Origin of the sequence: Bacillus sp. GB_SG_008 (assembly GCF_052038115.1) — a bacterium.
Lineage (GTDB): Bacteria > Bacillota > Bacilli > Bacillales > Bacillaceae_G > Bacillus_A > Bacillus_A rhizoplanae.
On sequence record NZ_JBPZSK010000003.1, the window covers coordinates 55,008 to 71,275 of the forward strand.

General features: G+C 37.2%; 11 protein-coding genes, 1 pseudogene and 1 other annotated feature. Of the genes and pseudogenes, 3 read left to right on the plus strand and 9 right to left on the minus strand.

Annotated features, from left to right (window positions below):
• Positions 1-454: 454 nt before the first annotated feature.
• Positions 455-778, minus strand: coding sequence for a hypothetical protein (locus tag ACTDJC_RS08000; protein WP_440603096.1), 324 nt, complete (start codon positions 776-778; stop codon positions 455-457).
• A gap of 350 nt (positions 779-1,128) precedes the next feature.
• Positions 1,129-2,112 (minus strand): aspartate--ammonia ligase, encoded by a 984-nt coding sequence (gene asnA / locus ACTDJC_RS08005; protein ID WP_440603097.1) that lies wholly within the window; start codon positions 2,110-2,112, stop codon positions 1,129-1,131.
• A 72-nt stretch (positions 2,113-2,184) separates the two neighbouring features.
• Positions 2,185-2,445, minus strand: a binding site (T-box leader).
• 219 nt (positions 2,446-2,664) lie between these two features.
• On the opposite strand from asnA, the gene ACTDJC_RS08010 reads away from it, so the two are divergent.
• Positions 2,665-3,861, plus strand: a complete 1,197-nt coding sequence (locus tag ACTDJC_RS08010) for an MFS transporter (RefSeq protein WP_440603098.1) — start codon at positions 2,665-2,667, stop codon at positions 3,859-3,861.
• A gap of 80 nt (positions 3,862-3,941) precedes the next feature.
• Here the strand turns inward: ACTDJC_RS08010 and ACTDJC_RS08015 are convergent, their stop codons facing one another.
• Together ACTDJC_RS08015 and ACTDJC_RS08020 are read right to left on the minus strand one after the other, a co-directional pair.
• Complete coding sequence (locus ACTDJC_RS08015) at positions 3,942-4,835, minus strand: sigma-70 family RNA polymerase sigma factor (RefSeq protein WP_440603099.1); 894 nt, start codon at positions 4,833-4,835, stop codon at positions 3,942-3,944.
• Positions 4,836-4,992: 157 nt separating this feature from the next.
• Positions 4,993-5,844, minus strand: a complete 852-nt coding sequence (locus ACTDJC_RS08020; RefSeq protein ID WP_440603100.1) for an NAD-dependent epimerase/dehydratase family protein — start codon at positions 5,842-5,844, stop codon at positions 4,993-4,995.
• A gap of 567 nt (positions 5,845-6,411) precedes the next feature.
• On the opposite strand from ACTDJC_RS08020, the gene ACTDJC_RS08025 reads away from it, so the two are divergent.
• A complete protein-coding gene (locus tag ACTDJC_RS08025; protein WP_020060606.1) occupies positions 6,412-6,588 on the plus strand; it encodes a DUF3934 family protein in 177 nt (58 codons plus the stop codon).
• A 458-nt stretch (positions 6,589-7,046) separates the two neighbouring features.
• On the plus strand, positions 7,047-8,684 hold the full coding sequence (locus ACTDJC_RS08030) for a peptide ABC transporter substrate-binding protein (RefSeq protein WP_440603101.1): 1,638 nt from the start codon (positions 7,047-7,049) through the stop codon (positions 8,682-8,684).
• A gap of 449 nt (positions 8,685-9,133) precedes the next feature.
• On the opposite strand, the pseudogene ACTDJC_RS08035 reads toward ACTDJC_RS08030, so the two are convergent.
• The 5 genes and pseudogenes from ACTDJC_RS08035 to ACTDJC_RS08055 all read right to left on the minus strand — a co-directional run.
• A pseudogene (locus tag ACTDJC_RS08035) lies at positions 9,134-9,229 on the minus strand (recombinase family protein); the annotation flags it as partial.
• A gap of 193 nt (positions 9,230-9,422) precedes the next feature.
• A complete protein-coding gene (locus ACTDJC_RS08040; protein ID WP_440603102.1) occupies positions 9,423-10,520 on the minus strand; it encodes a HupE/UreJ family protein in 1,098 nt (365 codons plus the stop codon).
• Between the two features lie 97 nt (positions 10,521-10,617).
• Positions 10,618-10,968, minus strand: a complete 351-nt coding sequence (locus tag ACTDJC_RS08045; RefSeq protein ID WP_440603103.1) for an S-layer homology domain-containing protein — start codon at positions 10,966-10,968, stop codon at positions 10,618-10,620.
• 270 nt (positions 10,969-11,238) lie between these two features.
• Entirely contained in the window at positions 11,239-14,517 is a 3,279-nt protein-coding gene (locus ACTDJC_RS08050) for a DUF7402 domain-containing protein (RefSeq protein ID WP_440603104.1), read from the minus strand.
• An 830-nt stretch (positions 14,518-15,347) separates the two neighbouring features.
• Positions 15,348-16,184, minus strand: a complete 837-nt coding sequence (locus ACTDJC_RS08055; RefSeq protein ID WP_098308574.1) for an alpha/beta fold hydrolase — start codon at positions 16,182-16,184, stop codon at positions 15,348-15,350.
• Positions 16,185-16,268 lie beyond the last annotated feature (84 nt).

The window sequence follows — 16,268 nt, forward strand, 5'->3', positions numbered from 1 at the left end:
TTTCTCAAACTCAAGCCTCCTTTAGTAAAGAAAGACTGGATGTATTAAAGGTTTTTAGCTGTATTTGTTGCGATGTTTACTTTATTACTTAAAAAAACGTTTTTTTCATCAATTGTGAAGTAATAAAGTGAAACTTCCATTAGTGGAGAGTTTTTTCATCTCCCACTGATGGCTAGTTGAACCAATCGGGCTTTTACGGGCAGTTATCCCCTACCTATCTTCCTCGCTTCTCTCTGAATCTTGATGTGGGGGTCTTACTGCCCGTTAATGCGGGATAAAAAAGGATCAGCCTTGATTTTTAGATAAGGTAAGAAAGCTTGTGTAAGTTATTAGATGGCAATAGATAAGTTTCCACTAATGGATTGATGCGTAGGTTAACTTTACCCATTGTCATTTATATCTTGATATAAATTATTAGACATCCAGGTTATAGCATAATTGGTATAACCATTACTTAGAAGCCACCCATGCCCATTCCTGGGAAACCACCCATGCCCATTCCTGGGAAGCCACCCATACCCATTCCTGGGAAGCCACCCATGCCCATTCCTGGGAAACCACCCATGCCCATTCCTGGGAAGCCACCCATGCCCATTCCTGGGAAACCACCCATGCCCATTCCTGGGAAACCACCCATGCCCATTCCTGGGAAGCCACCCATACCCATTCCTGGGAAACCACCCATACCCATTCCTGGGAAACCACCCATGCCCATTCCTGGGAAGCCACCCATACCCATTCCTGGGAAGGCTATAATACGTTGAGAATCTAATGTCATGTTTCCACCTACTTTTTTATAAATATTTCATAGTCTTTTACATGCTATGTTTTAAAAAAATAAAGGAGCTTATTCTCCTTTAAAGTTAGGCAGACTAACTACCAATAACAGGTTTTATGTCAATAAATTTTCACTTCCTGCACCTTGTTACGCCTCCCGCTGTGACCTACGTCCCCTTCTTAACAAATGACCACTTGTTCCGTTATCGTTATATACATGTTAGACTACAGTTTCAATCTCTAGGTATGTAGTATGAGATGTATGAAAAAAGAGGATATATGCCCTCATACTGGACATAGTATCCTCTTCTAATCATAGTATATTTATCAATTGCATCCCTTGTTTTCTTTTTAGAACAAGTGAATGTTTTGCTTTTTGCACTCTTCACGCATGTCATCTGGCCATACAGAAGTTTGAACTTCGCCAATATGTGCTTTGCGTAAGAAGTACATGCACATTCTTGATTGTCCAATGCCACCGCCCATTGTAAGTGGAAGCACGCCCTCTAAAATGCCTTTATGGAAATCATAATCACGTTTGAAATCTTCCCCTCTTATTGTTAATTGTTCATCAAGAGATTTGCTGTCAACACGAATTCCCATCGATGATAATTCAAATGAAGACTGCAGCACTGGATGCCAGAATAAGATATCTCCGTTTAATTTCCAATCATCATAGTCAGATGCACGTCCATCATGTTTTTCACCAGAGCGCAGCGCCCCCCCAATTCCGATGATAAAGACTGCACCGTATTCTTTCGCAATCGCATGCTCACGATCTTTCGGTGTTAATTCTGGATATTTATCTTCAAGCTCTTGAGATGTGATAAATACGATATCTTCCGGTAAATATTTACCAAGGAACGGGTATTTTTCAAATAAATAATCTTCTAAATCTTTGAATATTCCATAAATTGTTCGTACTGTTTCTTGTAAGTAATCTACTGTACGCCATTCTTTTTGAATAATTTTTTCCCAATCCCATTGATCAACGTAAATGGAATGCGTTGCATCAAGTTCTTCATCACGGCGAATTGCGTTCATGTTTGTATATAAACCTTCACCAGCTTCATATCCATATTCATGCAGGGCAAATCTTTTCCATTTTGCTAGTGAATGTACAATTTCTAACTCTTCTCCTGAATGCAGCATATCAAATTCAATTGGACGCTCTACACCGTTTAAGTGATCGTTTAATCCTGACTTTTTCGTTACAAATAATGGTGCAGATACACGGAATAATCCAAGACGTTTTGATAATTGCTCTTCAAAAAATGTTTTAACTTCCTTAATTGCGATTTGTGTTTCTCTTACTGTCATTAATGTTTGGTACATGTTGTTTTCCTCCTAAAATGTTTTGATGTAGTGAGGAAAGAAACCAATAAAAAAAGCCCTTCTTTCCCAAAAAACTGGGACGAAAGGCTTTGGTTCCGCGGTACCACCCAAATTAGCAACAGAGGTTGCTCACTTATTCAGTACGGAGAGTAGAGATATCTCGATACTGTTCTTCTTGTAACGGCGAAGTTCCCGGCTAAGTCTACTTTCCTAAAAAGGATTTCGGTTAGCGACTCCAGGAGGTTCTTCATAACAGGCTTCGTATCAGGCTCACACCACCCCTGACTCGCTTGGACTACGTCCTATTACTACTCTTCCTTTCACAGTCGTTTTACTGTCACATCTCTGAAACATTTTATTAATGTTTATTCTATACAAAAAAATAAGAAAGTCAACGAAAAGTTTTAAAATATTTTTCAATTCTTTATTTTAAGGTTTTTCAAATAGTGTGTGATGAGAAAATTTTTGAACGCAGTTCCATAAATACAATGTGTCACACTTCAATAAATTATACTGTCTTATTAGTACAGATAAAATATAAGGAGGATCTTCATGCGTAGCTTAACTAATAAAGTTCCTGAATGGTTATATGTACTTGTATTTTGCACAGGCGGGATCAGTGTCGTTTCTCAAGGGTTCATCATGATCCCAATTGAAAGGCAGCTTTTATTATACTTTCAGATTTCTAAAAATATTGCATATCTCTCAAGCAGTATATTTTCTATTTTCTACGCTATCGGTTTCTTAATTTTTGCTCCTCTTTCCAATCGGTTTGGTAAGAAGAACATACTAGTTCTCGGTCTATTCGCTTTGTCTTTCTGTACACTGACGATTAGTTTTTACAAAATATATAACCTATTTTTATTTCTTAGAGCTCTGCAAGGACTGTTAGCAGCTACATTTACTCCCTTGGCTCTTGCATATGTATTTGAATTATTTATTCCAAAACGTCAAGGCTATGTCATAGGGATCTTAAGTACAGCTTTCACAATGTCTAGCATATTAGGGCAAATACTCAGTAATTTGTTTATATCTCAATATACTTTTCCTGTTCTTTTTTATCTTTTTGCTGTCATCCATATTTTATGTGCAACAATTTTATATTTCATTCTGCCTTCGTCTATCAAAAGTAATCGTCCATTATCTATCGCATACTGGCTTGATATGTTTAAATTATTCCAAAATCGTTACTTGGCAATTTGTTTAGCAATTACCTTTACTCAATTTCTTTCGTTCGTTGCAATTTATAGTTCTTTACATCATGTGTTAATAAAAACGTATCACCTTATGAATCATGAGATTTTACTATTTCAATGCCTCGGAATAATTGGAATGTCTATTTCTCTTTTCATAAATAGCTTTATTACACGGATTGGAGCCACAAAAATGATCACACTAGGACTCATCATTACTTGCATGGGAATACTCTTGTTCTTGAAAGAGGATAACATGTATTTTCTCTCTATAACTACGATCATATTTGCAGCAGGAATTTCAATTGTCTTACCTTCTATCATTTTTCATATTGGACAAATAAGTGAAGAAAGAAAAGGAGTTGCGATGGCGCTTTATACATTTACTTTATTTTTAGGGTCTAGTGTAGGTCCGTATATCGGGACAAAGATAATATTTAAATATGTCGTACTTATTATTTTCTCTATCTTATTCTTATCCATCCTAATGTCACTTTCTTTACGAAAAAAGCAACATTATTTCTACGAAAAGATACAAGTTAATCAAAATGATTAGTTTGCATTCAATACATTTTTTATTCAAAATAAGAGTTGCTCTAACAGTCATCTCACAACTTTTAGAGCAACTCTATACTTTTAATGTGTAGTAATGTGCTTAAGTTTATCAGGATTCACAACATAAAATATTTGCTCAATTTGATTCGTATTTTGCTTCCAAGCGAAACTGAAAACACCAACCACCTCTTCATCTTTTAATATGAGAACGCCTGGCTGATTATTTACCATGATAGCTTGTGCTTCTTTTCCTTTGAAAAATTTTGTAGCAATTGCAGATAACAAGCTCAGAACACGTTTTTTACTAATAATTTGATTAATAGCTGTAGCGACATTCCCTCCCCCATCTGCAATAAGTATTACATCGCTAGTAAGAATTTTTGAGATTTCTTGAATGTTACCTCTTGATAAAGCCAAAATAAACTTAGTGATCTGTTCTTGTTGAATTTCATATGATGTATACTCCTCATCGAAAGATACATTCATTTTCTTCTTCGCACGGCTAAACACTTTACGGCAATTTATTTCCGTAATATTTAGTAAGTCAGCAATTTCATTATGTTTTAAATCTAATGCTTCTTTTAAGACATAAACGGCTCTCTCTGTAGCAGAGAGTTTTTCCATAAGAACAACAAATGTATAATATAGTTGGTCATCTTGAATGATTTTCTCTGAAGGGTCCCATTGCATGCCCTGTACAATAGGTTCTGGCAACCAAGTACCAGCATAAGTTTCTCTTTTTTTTCTGCTCGACTGTAATTCATTTACACAACGATTTACAACCATTTTGCTTACATACGACTTTATGCTTTTAATATCAGTTGAATGAATTTCTTTCATCTGCAGTTTTATAAATGTATCATGGACAATATCTTCGGCATCGCTTAGAGATCCCAGCATTTTGTATGCTATAGAAATAAAATAAGATTTGTACAATATGTATAATTCACTTACATTCAAGTTATTTTGTTCCACGGTAGTTCCTCCTCAAAACCCTTTAATCCGTAAATCTATCATAATATAAAAAAGAAATACCCCAGAAAAAATTTTCTAGGGCATACCTATGCAAATTTCGCTAAAAACAATCTTACAAAAATAGCTTTCTTATGACAAAAATTATATTAAAAAAATTCTACAAATTATGTTGAAACCCATTAGACCAAGAAGGATGAATAGGTTCCCATCCATATTCCTTTCGAGCTTTTTTATTGGAAGCGCCGCGCTCCCCACGATTACTACCAGCTTGACGAAGAGGCTGAGGCGCACCAATTGCAGAAGCATAAACAGGAATCCAAACATTTCCTGGTGCAGGATTATCATCGACAATGTTAACAGGACCAGATGGCCAATCTAGAGCTAATAATGCAGCTCTTGCTGCATCGTCTACATGTAGAAAGGAAGCTACACCATCAGTTGCTGCAATTTCTTGCCGTCGTACCTGATCAGCAATCTTTCCATCTATTGCATACCAAGTTCCCGGACCATAAAGCGTTCCGTAGCGGAGTATAACAAATTCCGGAATTTGAGACACTTTTTCTTCTAACGCCATAATGCCCTTTATCGTCGTTTTTCGAGGTAACGGAGCTGCAATGTCTAACATTTCTTCTTCTATAGCTGGAGTATCTCCAGGTTCATATGCCCATGAAATACTTTGTGCAATTATTCGTCCAACTCCCACTGCTTTTGAAGCATCTACAAGATTTTCTGTTCCTTCAATTCTTATTTTTGCATTATCAACCAAGCTTCCTGCACTTAACGATGTAAGTTGATGAATCACTACATCCGGCTGACTTTTTTCCAGTGCTGTAAATACAGCATCTCGATTTAATGCATCTGCCACCACTGGCTTTGCACCCATTTTTGTCATTGCACTTGCATACGAGTCATCACGAATCATCCCAAATACTTCATGACCTTCTTTTACTAACAAAGGAATTAAAGAACGTCCGATTACACCTGTTGCACCAGCAAGAAAAACTTTCATTTCTATACCTCCATAATACATTTTTTAAAATTTAATAATTCGGTACCTTTAGAATGAAAAAATGACTATAAAATGTACTCTTTTTTTACGTTCATATTTAAGACAAATTGATCATGTAATGTGTGACATAACTATAAATATAATCACAAATTTTTTCATATCTCGGACTTTTTTTCTTTTTATGCAACGTAAAACTAAAAAATAACAATTCATATATAATTTTTTTGAAATATTACCAAAAATCTATTTTCTAAAAAAATATTGTATAATATTAATAAATTCAAGATTAAACACCTTTTACATAACACATTACTATCAGCAAAAATTAAAAGAGTCCTAACTGTGAAGGACTCTTTTTTCTACTTTAAAAGATTTCTATTAGCGGGATAAACCTGAGGATTTTGCGCATTACTGTCCATGTTATGATATACTATTATATCCTGCTGTTCATTTTTATGAGCAACTGTCGGAAAGGAAAAAGTCATAAACCCAAATTTTATTTTAAAGATTTATTGACTACTGTGGAAACAGATTTGCTATACAATAATAACGGAGTGATTATATTATATGAGTAAAGCTAAAGGTAAAGGTGGAACAGGTAGAGGAACAGGCAGTAAGGGCTGGAACCGATGGAAAGCCAGTGCCAACAAAAAAAAGAGTGCCAAACCTTATACAAGCAAAGGTGTTAAAAAAGCGGGTGGCGCAAAGACAAACAGTAATACAGGTGACAAATCCGAAAGATAGGGACTGCTATTTACGCTTGGTATCTTTCGTGTAAGATAGATGTTGTGTGGGTTTATTTTGCGGAGAAAAGCAAAGATTTAAAACAACAAAACAAGTGGTTACTCATTGTAAAAAGACAACTTTTAAAATTCATTAATACGATAATCTATATTATGAAAAAAGCTATTCTTTTAGTAAGTACTTATACAAAAGAATAGCTTTTTTATGATGTGGATACAATTTTCTATTTACTCGATGACGATATGACAGAACCACTTATAGAAATTTTCAAGTTATATTTAAAGCACAATATCGTAATCCTTTATTTTAATCGTTTCTATATTTCATGTTCATTTCTTTTGCTCTGCACAAACTATATCATACAATCCCTATAAGTTTTTATTAATCCTAAGTTTATTTTATTGAATTTTCAGAAATATAAGTTTATACTTATGGACAAATAAACAGGAGGACGAAAAATGCAACCAAAACTAAAACTGTCCATTGTTCTTATTCTTATGCTTTCTATTATTTTATCAGCATGTAACCAAAACAAATCAGAAACAGCCACTACTCAAACGCAAGAAAAAAGAAAACCAGTTTTAAATATTGTAGAATCAGGCGAAATCTCAACTTTAGATTCTTCAATTGCCTCAGATGGCTTATCCTTTGGCGCTCTCAATAACGTCATGGAAGGCTTATACATGCCTGGCCTTGAGGGAAAGCCTGTACCTGGAGCTGCAGAATCTCATACAGTGAGTAAAGATGGATTAACCTATACATTTAAACTGCGTGATACGAAATGGTCAAACGGCGATCCTGTAACAGCTCATGATTTTGTGTATGCATGGAAACGTGCAGTAAACCCTGAAACAGCTTCAGAATATGCACAAATTCTATTTGATATTAAAAACGCGAAAAAAATTAATAAAAAAGAACTTCCTTTAGATGAATTAGGTGTAAAAGCACTCGATAACAAAACATTAGAAGTTCAACTTGAACATCCTGTTCCATACTTCCTTGGATTAATGGGATTTGCCACGTTTTATCCTTTAAATCAAAAGTTCGTAGAATCACAAGGGAAAAATTTCGGATTAGAAGCTAAAAATGCAATCTATAACGGACCATTCGTACTAAGTGAATGGAAACATGAACAAGAATATAAAATGACGAAAAATCCAAATTACTGGGATAATAAAAATGTAAAATTAGAAGAAATTAATGCTCATATCGTCAAAGATATTTCAACAGCTGTCAATCTATTTGAAGCAAAACAAGTAGACCGAGCAACTATTAACGCTGAATTCGTAGATAAATACAAAGATAGTGATAGCTTAAAAAAATTAGCACGACCAACAACAGTTTTCTTACGTTTCAATCAAAAAAATCAAGTTCTTGCAAATAAAAATGCACGAAAAGCCATTAGCTTAGCTTTTGATAAAAAAGGCGTTGCTAATACAATTTTAAACAATGGTTCTATTCCAGCCAATGCACTCATTCCACAGGGATTTGTAAAAGGACCTGATAACAAAGATTTTCGCAGTACAAGTAATGTAAAAATAGAGACAAATGTTGCAGAAGCAAAAAAATTATGGGAACTTGCTAAAAAAGAATTAGGTACCCAAACTATAACATTAGAAATTTTAAGCACTGATGATTCGAATGATAAGAAGATTACCGAATTTTTAAAAGGGGAGCTAGAAAAGAATTTACCGGGACTAAACATTACATTAACGCAACTTCCTGTTAAAGTATATTTAGAGCGTGAATCTAAAGGCGATTACGAGATTTCTCTTTCTGGATGGGGAGCTGATTATCCTGATCCAATGACATTCTTAGATATGTTTATAACAGGTAGCTCATTTAACCGAATGAACTATTCCAATCCAAAATACGACGAGCTTATCCATAATGCTGGTTCTTCCCTACTAACAGATTTACCTGCTCGCTGGAAGGCTTTCCAAGATGCCGAAAAAATTCTCATAGAAGACGATACAGCCATTGCTCCTATTTATCAAGCTGGACTTGTGTATCTGGAACGACCATATGTGAAAGATGTTTGCATTAGACCTTTTGCTGGAGTGTATAGTTATAAATGGGCGTATATTAAACAGTAAGGGAAATTATCATTGTAACTAAATAAGAAAGTTGTTTAAAAAATATTATCAAGACCTAATTCGTAAAAAGTCATAAAAAATAAAGGGTGATACATATTAGTCATATATAATATGTATCACCCTTTTACTTCTTGTTCAACAATCGCGCCCTTTAATTGAATAACTAAAATGTAGGGGCTTTTTTATTATTTCTAATTTTAATTCAAGTAAAAAGAAGAGCTTCAGCAACTCGTGCCTGACCATTCGAACCTATTGTTCTAATTTAATGTTTTCTCTTGAATAATATTTAACTAGCATACTGAAGGTTCTTTTTTAAAATTCCAGGAAAACGACTAGTAGGCAGCTGGCCTTTTCTCTACAAGGATACTGAAAAGATATAAGACAGACATAGTGATTTTGGCCACTTAATTATCCTGCGTTTCAAATTATTTAATTGAATCCTGCTAATATCATTTTATAAGTATCTTTCTTTTAGCTCGGATTAAGGTACTTTTAGAAATTCCGGTCATTTCCTCTACATGTCTATAAGAGTGGGTTTCTAATAATCCTCCAACACATACTGTGAACCCCGATCAGATAGGATCTCTTCACGAGCTGCCTGTCAGCTACGAGCCGACTAGGCTCTTACCTCGACCGGACTATACCAGCTAGTTGTGCCTGACTTGGCTAGACACGCAATAATAAAAAAGAGCTAGCAAAAATACCGCTAACTCTCGTATTGATCAATAAATAGCCTAATTACAATCTTTGAATCAACCAATAAAATGCCAGCACAAAAATAAGGCAAGACGTTGAGATCATCATTTTACGATACCAAGGGAACCTTCGTAGCCATATCAAGAGGGGCAGTACTAGGCATAAGATCAATAGTTGGCCTGTTTCCACACCTAAATTAAACATCAGGAGTGAGCCAATCAGATTTTCTTTTGGAAGTCCTGTTTCAGCTAAAGCCCCGGCGAAGCCCATACCGTGAATCAGGCCAAATATGGCTGTCAATATCCACCGCCATTTCGCCTTTTGAACAAACATATTTTCCACTGCCACATAACAGATCGTCAGGGCAATCAAGACTTCGACCCAATGCGAACTGACCTGAATACGGTCGGTGGCCACCAAGAATAGTGTTATGCTGTGGGCGATTGTAAAAGCAGTAACAATTTTCAACGCATCCTTGAAGCGAGATGCGATTAATACTAAGGATAACAAAAACAGCAAATGATCATAACCTGTCAAAATGTGTTCGATTCCAAGCTTAAAGTATTTCCACAAAACAGCGCCAATCTTAGGCTGGGGAACGTTGCTCAGATTATCACTTTTAGTGCTATCAATATGGGAAAGGTTGATCAGAATATCTCTATTAGTGCTATCAATCATATCCTGCTGAAAATATTCCCCTGCATGGACCATGAGTACACTCGTATGAGCAGGCGCATCGTTAAACACCAGATCGTAATGAAGATTAAATTGTTCGATTTCTTCATCGGCGATAAACTTCAGTTGAAATTCCATGCCTCTTACGGCACCCTTTTGCGCCATGTTCATCGAAACCAATTCCATCGTTAAGGGCTTCGAATCCGCATCTATGCGAAGACCTTTCTGTAGATAGGATTCGATTTTTTGCTGGGCCAGTTCATCGTTCACCAGATTATCCAGGTCAGTACCGAATTGTGGAAACAAGTCTGTTTGTTCAATAAAAAGATCATAGAGAATCTCGTTCCCTTCAATGGTTAAATCCGAGTAATTCATATTTACGGAATGCGCAAGTGAAGTTGTGGCAGTCCCAAAAAATAATAAGATCATGATGATGAACATGGACAGAAATGAACGCTGCTTCATAGCGGAACCCCTTTTCATGAAATGTTAGTAATACAATCTGCAATATAGCTTATCCGGTTACGAACGTTCAATCTGCAACTTGAACATGTCGCTCGACTTATTTCAAGCTGTCCAAGAGTGTTTTTACTTGTGGGTTAAGGGTCAATGCGTTCAGAACGATCGTAAGTACCTCTGCGCGTGTGGAGTTGCCCTTGACGCTGATGATTCCCGCTTTTTCCGCATCCTTGACTTGGTTTGCTGCATAAGAGCTTGCGCTTGCTATATCCGCAAAGTTGCCTTTGGAAGCATCTTTGTCCACTTTACTTAAGTCCACAATACGGGATAGAATAATAACCATTTTTTCACGGTTAATCGTTTTGTTCGGCTTGAACGTCCTGTCATCGTATCCGGTAATCACTCCTGCGCTAGCAAGCTTCTCAATGGCGTCTTTACTCCCAGTGTCTGTCAATATCTTTCACAACAACCGACTGGACAACAATTAGGTCAATTTCTACACCGACGGCGCCAGCGACCGTCACATTACATATGAAATATGAGCTGGTATTCCGTTGCAGAGCGAGGAAATGCAGCTTTAGTACACCTTTGGTACCATTAATCGTCCAAATAATGAGGGGGAGAAAATTGATCTCCCCCCGTTTCATTACCGATCCATCCTAAATTTCGCTAATGTGATGATACCTGTGTGAATTCAATACAATAAATTCTTTTAAGTTAGAAGCTAATTCTTTACAGCTTCTGTTTCAAGGACGCTAATCTCCGACAAACCGACATTTGGTCCGCTTCCACCGGATACCTGGAATTTGACCCATGTCACCGTCTTTTCAGGGAAAGTTACAGAATAAGCGCTCCCGTCATTCGGGATTCCTGAAACCGTCACAGTGCTTCCGTCGCTAAAGGTAAGCGTTCCGCCGGGCGCCCAGTCAGCTAAATTGGGCCGATCATTGAAGATAATCTTGTTGAACGTTTGATTCGTCGTCCAATTCAGCTGGATCCATGGATTCTGTTCTCCCTTGGACGCCCATTCGCCTCTACCCGATTGCCCTATGATGCCATCGAACGCTTTGTCGGGAGAATAATCGACATTGTAATACGATGAAGCGGTAACTGCGGCGGTCCACGCTGGGATCTTATTAACCGTTACTTTAATACTTGTTGTCAAAGGCACGTTATTGGGATTTTTCACCCCAGTTGGCAAAGTTACAGTTCCATTTACAGTAAAGGTCTGTGCAGTCTTTACTGTGGGATCATAGTTTGAAGCATCTACATTCCATGTCACATCGGCATCCACCCTGTTTTCTAGATCGGAAACCAAGGATACTGTCTTTGGCAATCCAAGGGCGTCCGCTGTCTTCGCCGTTCCGATTGCTACCCCTGTTATGTCAGCAGGCGCAGTGATGCTGTTTAAATTAACACTTTGAGCCTCAATGTCAATGTCCTGCGACGAACGGTTATACATGGAATCGTCGGCGAATACCCTGAGTATATATGGAGTAGTCGGCGACAAATCTGTAAACTTATAATGTCTGTATTCATCGAATGGTTTGTCTAACGGCAGCGAAAGGCTGTTAAACGATTTGTCCACTTTCCCCGTGAGCTTGTTGATAAGCTGAATATTATATTCCAAAACGCGCACATTGTCTTTTGCTTGCTTTATTGTAAAAGCAAGTTCGTTGTTTTTGTAGGAATCGACCGTAATACCCTCTTCAAACTGCGGAGCCATGAGTTCTCTTATATCGCTCCTGCTATAGGTAAAGGCCTCTTTGCCTTCACCAACGACTTTTACAGAAGGTGTGCCTACATATTCATCTGTACTTAAATTATACTGTTTGATGATAATTTTTGAACCGTAAACCTCTATGAAATTCGCGATGCGAGGTGTGGTTTTGTAATTGATATACGAGCCTTCTATATATCCGCCGTACGGACCGTTATCAATATAACTGGAATATGAACTCGCACCGCTGTCGAGATACGTAGCCGCACCTTGATAGTGAGAACGTTCGTCGGTCGGGTCGTATTGCGTATGACCTGACATATATACCACCTGCGAAAAATTATTGTCGGCAATATATTTACCTACATTATTACTTGCCGCGCTGCTCCATGCCGATCCCCACACGGTTCCGCTTATAGGGTAGTGAGAAGATACAAATATGGGTTTGGTTGGATCGTAATCCGCTTCTTTTTTAATTTGGTCAAGGAAATTTTTGGTTTTCCCCACCGTATTGTCGTTGTTATAATTTCCGTCAAAACCCACAAAATTATATCCTTTTACCTTTACCCTATAAGCACTATTAAAGAAATCGTTATCGTATGAATTCGTTGAGGCGTTCCACGCGCCCGCCGAACCGACAGGTATAAATTGTTCGGCGCCGCCCATATCATGGTTGCCTCTTACCATATAAAGCTTCGTATTGTCAAACAGACCCTCACCTTTAAGTTTATTGTATATGTCTGTCAGATTTTTCATCCACACATATTCATTGGCGTTGTTACCGCCGGTAACGTCGCCAGGAATAAAGAGTACGTCGGCCTGTGGGAATAGTCTCAGTTCTGTTCTGTAATCTTTTTCAATGCGCGCGATTGTTGCGGGATTAGCACTTACTTCCGGGTCGCTGTCCACAATCATATTTAAACCGGCGGGAGTTAATGTTTTATTACTTTTTTGATAGATGAATATGGCGTTGTTTAGTTCACGTTCGTAATAATTGATGGTTTCCTGTGTATATAATTTTTCTTTTTGCGTTGTTGCAACCGTATTTGCCGTATTCAAGACCTTTTTCAAATGATCAAAATCGGTTTCGCTGAAGCCGTTGCCGAGACCGTCTGCTATTATTTTATTTGCTTCTGATATTTTGTCGTTAAGTGCCTTCATATCTACTTTATTTACAGCGTAACTATTATAATTCGCTTGAACTACATCACCGCTAAATGCACCTTTCCAAACATTAAGATCAGCTATATCGAATGAATTACCGCCATGTTTGCCCAATCCGTCGCTACCTATATTTAATGGGTTCGATGTATCTAAAGTTCCGACCCCCAGCGAAGTTTCAGTCATTTTGTAACCATCAATATACAACGATGCGAGCATTTTATCTCTGTCTACAACAAATGTCACGTAACGCCAATCGGAAGCATTAAACGTGTCGCGACCAAATTTTACTGATGCGGTCGGGAATCCTAAATTCATATTGACCGAATTAGCTGATGTATAAATCGCCCAGCCTTCGTTAGAGCTCTTAGTAAAATCCTTGTTTGATAATATTACCTGATTATTGTTAGTGTCACCCTTATACCAGAAGGATGTGGTAAAACTGTCATTACCAAAATTCAAGCTATGCTTCGTACCGACATAATTGCCGTCTCCGCTTTCTAAGTGCAGAGCTTTGGTCCCTGGTAACACACCGTCTACATAACTATAATTTCCATTTGCTGTCAAATTCTCTTGATTTACATCGTCCTTTAAATTATTATCGAATTTCATCGATGCAATAAGGGGGTTGGCATTTAATACTGCGTTCGTGGGTAATGAAGTTTTTTTGTCACCATTTGATGGTAAACTAACTACAACGCGTAATTTTTTACCAATATCATTTAACGTTACGGTGTAGCTTTTGGATGTACCACCCGATTTGACATTAATATATTTATCGCTTATACGTGATTCCTGTACTTGCCATTGAAATGTGAGATTTTTGCCATCTGACCCATGACCCATGATTGCACTGGCGGTGATCGTTTGACCGTAAAATGGCTGCATATTGTCGATTTTGACGAGTTTGTCGTCCGATTCGTTTGCAAGTGCGTCTGTGGTGGTCGATAACATAACGAATATCATCGTGAATACGAGGGAAATAGATAATATTCTTTTCATTACAGAAAACCTCCATATTTTAAGTATTTTAAGAGTCTGTTCAAAAAGCTTGTAAAATTGAGTAAAAAAATAGAGCCGTAGTGAAACTTTGATGCGGAACTCATTGATTATATCAATCATGTCGACGACTCCATTGTGCTGGAGAAGGTCGCCCCGCTTTACAAGGATGGCGGGCATCCTCCCATCGATCGGGATGAGAGGAGATTTTTCGTCATGGAAATCCCCCTTTCGTTTCCAAAAATGGTACTTTTTTAATAGGCTCTTTTTGAATTGTAATGTAAAAATATTATATTTATATTTTCTCAGAGTTAATTTATTGTAAAGTATGAAAATTTAGATTTATGTAAAATAATGGTATTGTAGATAAAAGTATCTAGTATATTCAAGAGAAACTTAATAGTTTATCAACCAAATATTTAAGGGGTACCGCCACATGTCCATCAAGCTAAGGTTTTGAAATATCCCCAAAACGAAAAAACGTTATTCTCTCTGTAGAAATATACAGGAAGAATAGCGTTTTTTGACCTCTTCTATTAAATGTGCATGCTATGTTTACACATGATGTGATGGCTTGTATTAACCCTTTATTATTACTAAAGTAGGAAGTATACCAAAATAACATGATGAATAACATGTCCCAAAGCGTGTGCAATCATCGCATATTGTAATCTCAGCTTCTGGTACATCCAACCAAAAGCCATTCCAAAAATGCTATTGAGTAAAAAGCAGCGTATCAGGATAAGGTTGTTCAGACCGCCAAACATCGTAATTGTTGCATTATTTTTAAATAGAAAAACGTTATCTTTTCTTGCAACAATATAAAAAAGATAACGTTTTTCTTTATTATGATAAAAGTTGATATTTAAGAGTGTAACTAATCGCTTACCAACAACCTTTTCAGAAAAGGTAAAATGCCCCTCTTCTATCAATTAACAACTATTCATTTGTAATCAGTCCTTTAAAAATGATAGCAGTGCTTCATTAAATTCTTTAGCATGTGTTGCATTTAACCCATGTGGACCACCCTTTATTAAAGCTACCTTAGAATTAGGAATTGCTTCATGTGTTAGCTTCCCACTATATTCAAATGGAACAGTTGCATCTGAATCACCATGAATAACAAGGGTAGGTATATTAAACTTGGCTAAATCTCCTCTGAAGTCCGTTTTGCTGAAAGCAGCGATACAATCTAGTGTTCCTTTAGGCGATGCACCCGCTGCAATATCCCTATTGTAAAGTCGGAATGGTTCACTGACTAAGTCAGTTCGATCTCCAGCAGCAAAAAATCCTCTCGTAAACTCATCAAGAAATGCTAGGCGATCACTTTTTACTCCATTTTCAAATCCTTGAATTGCTGCATCATCTAATACTCCCTCAGGATGATCTGCTGACTTGTAAAGAAATGGTGGTACAGCTCCTGCAAATACAGCCTTCTCTACTCTATTTGTTCCATAGTTTCCGATATAGCGAGCTACTTCTCCACCACCCATTGAAAATCCGACCAGTGTGACATCTTGGAGATCCATATGCTCTAGTAACAGATGTAAATCAGTAGCAAATGTATCATAGTCATAACCGTTCCATGGCTGAGAAGATTTCCCGAACCCTCGACGGTCATAAGTTATGACTCTGTATCCAGCCTCAACGAGAGCAGGAACTTGGTATTCCCAAGATCGACCACTTAATGGCCAACCGTGAATTAATACTACTGGCTTCCCTGTACCATGATCCTCATAATATAGCTCAATGGGTGCTTGATTTTCGGTTCCTACAGTAATTTTTGCCATTCTTCTACCTCCAAAAAATATTCTAATATATATTCTTTTCTTCAATAATCCGGATGAATCTCGTAACCTATTTATGCACGTTTA